The following is a 2,499-nucleotide window of genomic DNA, read 5'->3' as shown; positions in this document are numbered from 1 at the left end:
CCATAAAAATGAGTCGGCCCTGCTTTCAGCGCAGAGCCGACAAATTCACTTCGATATCACTTATAAAACAAATCAAGAACGGCTGTCAAAATGAGTGCAGATGACAGCAACTGCCTGTTCAGGAATGACCAGCTTACCATACTCTTCCAACATAGCTGGTGTAACGGATGAGCCTTCTCCAAATTCAGCAAGAACCGCGATTAAAGCCGCAAGCTTGGACTCCTCTACTTCTTCTGGTTCCAAATGCAGAATCCATTTTCCTCTATAATGATACAGCTTACCTGCTTCCGTAGTGTTGCTACGAAGCATATGAGCCGCTTCTATGAGTACTTCGAAATCGCTAAACGCGTAAACGATGGAATCGCTATGCTCCAGCGTGACTTCCATTTCGTAGACTTCCTCTGGAAGCTCCTCATCGGGACCCGAACCATACTGTTGATGGTCATATTTTCCCCGGGTGACGATAACAACCATTCCTTGAGCAGGAAGCGCAAAGACTTCGACAGCTAACGGTCCCGTGGCGTCGAAGCCCAGTTCGCTGTATGCCTGATCCATCATTTCGGTAAACAGCTCATGAACTCTTGGAATTTCTTGCCACATATCGTCTTTTTGAATACCGCGTTCGCTCAAATCGTCAAAGGTAAGGAAAATCCGTATCTTGTCCTGACTTAATCTTTCTATTTTCATACTGGACCCTCCTCCTGGCAGCCGAGTGTTATTAACAGATTATGATGCAATTATGATGCCTGTGATGAAAATGGTTCTATGTAATCATGTTATCATTTTATAATCGTAAATGCACGCAATAAAAAGATAAAAAAAAGAATCATTTGAACGGCTTTTACAAAAAAGCCGCAAAATGATTCGGAATAAAGGTTTCTGGGTTACAATCCCGGTACGGCTGTATGAGTTTCTTTCAAAATTTGCTCGACCTCACGTTTAACATCGGGACTTGTGCTGATGAAGTCTTTAATCAACTTCATATTCTCTTCTTTGTTCTTGGCAGTATGGGCGTTATGAGCGGTTTTATCTGTTTGTGAATGATTGTCTTGATCCTTACGGGTGTCTTCTTTATTGAGCGTAATCTCGCCCATTCCGGGGAATGCCGCGTCCATCATTTTAGTACGGGCTTTCTGCACTAAATTGCCGCCTTTTTTTCCACCCATGTCCATAGATAAGCCCAACATGTTGCGGTTGCGGGAGATCAAAGAGCTTGCGACAGCGCCCAAGACGATTCCCAGGAAAAATGAAGATGTTTTCACAATTAGAACCTCCCTTTGTGGTAGAATCAAGCATAGTGTTCGTCAGTAGTGACAAACTCATACGGTATAAAATACAGGAAGGTGAGATGAAATAATGGGTACAAAAACAGCAGCCATTTTGTTCACCGCATGTCTGCTGCTTAGTGCTTGCACTGCAACCAAGCCGGAATCTGCGGCAACAAGCAACCAGCAGGATTCGGCAGCGTCTGACTCAAGTAACAGCGCTAAAGATCAGAGCAACGTCTCTTCCCCAAAAAGCAGCAGTAAGCAAGCAGGCAGTGATGATCATAACTCAGCGGGTAAAACCAATGCACAAAATGATAAAACCAGCGAAAGCAACGAAACAGGAGCTGCGACATCTGCAACATCTGCAACATCTGCAACTACCAATAACAAAATGTATCACTTGGATAAAGCCTACAATGTAATCCCTAACCAACAAGGTACCGAAAAAAAAGTCGTGTTACTGACCTTTGATGATGGTCCTAAGGAAGCAGCCATGATTAACAAAATCATAGATGTACTGGACAAACACAAAGCGAAAGCGATTTTCTTCGTAAACGGTTACCGTGTAAAAGAGCATCCTGAGTTACTCAAGCTTATCCATGACCGTGGGCAGCCCATCGGCAACCATAGCTGGGATCACATCGTGCTGAAGAATAAATCTGAGCCCGAGGTCAAAAAACAGATTGAAACAGTACAAAAAGCTGTTAAAGACATTACAGGACAAGCCCCTGTATTCTTCCGTCCCCCTCATGGTGCAGGCGGAGACGTAGGTCGCAAGGTCGCTAAGGAAAACGGTCTCCTATACATGACATGGTCCGTCGGTTCTCTGGACTGGACAATGAAAAAGAATCAGCCTAATAAAACGGAGGCACTCCTCAAAAACGTAACAGAACAACTTCATCCAGGCAGCAATATTTTGATGCATGAACTGCCATGGACAGCTGAGGCGCTGGACAGTATATTGACGCGTCTTGAGCAAAAGGGTTACCAATTTGTCGATCCGCAAGGCATTGAGGTTCCTGCCAGCTAATAGACACTTGCGTATACTCCGGATTAACTATAGATGATGCAATAAAGGCCTCCATCTCCGCTATTCATGCGGAGATGGAGGCCTTTACCGTATCATTACGCGCCTTGACCTAAGCACAGACGTCCATAATAACTTTATATTACCAAAGCATTTCACTGATGGGTGGTGCACCCTTGATGCCCCACCACAGTAACGCTGCAG

At 44.6% G+C, this 2,499-nt stretch carries 3 protein-coding genes; 1 reads left to right on the top strand and 2 read right to left on the bottom strand.

What is annotated here, in order from left to right; all coding sequences use genetic code 11:
* Positions 1-72 precede the first annotated feature (72 nt).
* Positions 73-687 carry a genetic competence negative regulator gene (locus GRP75_RS24330; protein ID WP_013310751.1) on the bottom strand — a complete coding sequence of 205 codons (615 nt, stop codon included), beginning with the start codon at positions 685-687 and terminating at the stop codon, positions 73-75.
* Positions 688-884: 197 nt separating this feature from the next.
* A complete protein-coding gene (locus tag GRP75_RS24325) occupies positions 885-1,262 on the bottom strand; it encodes a hypothetical protein (protein WP_160790602.1) in 378 nt (125 codons plus the stop codon).
* Positions 1,263-1,356: 94 nt separating this feature from the next.
* Between GRP75_RS24325 and GRP75_RS24320 the strand changes: the two genes are divergently transcribed.
* Positions 1,357-2,298 carry a polysaccharide deacetylase family protein gene (locus GRP75_RS24320; RefSeq protein ID WP_160790601.1) on the top strand — a complete coding sequence of 314 codons (942 nt, stop codon included), beginning with the start codon at positions 1,357-1,359 and terminating at the stop codon, positions 2,296-2,298.
* Positions 2,299-2,499 lie beyond the last annotated feature (201 nt).

Origin of the sequence: Paenibacillus sp. OT2-17, assembly GCF_009827695.1 — a bacterium.
GTDB classification, from domain to species: Bacteria; Bacillota; Bacilli; order Paenibacillales; family Paenibacillaceae; genus Paenibacillus; species Paenibacillus polymyxa_B.
This window is presented reverse-complemented; position numbering and strand designations above follow the sequence as displayed.

Excerpts from the sequence above, each read along its gene's own strand:
- GRP75_RS24330 (WP_013310751.1), bottom strand. The coding sequence starts at position 687 with ATGAAAATAGAAAGATTAAGTCAGGACAAGATACGGATTTTCCTTACC.
- GRP75_RS24320 (WP_160790601.1), top strand. The coding sequence starts at position 1,357 with ATGGGTACAAAAACAGCAGCCATTTTGTTCACCGCATGTCTGCTGCTT.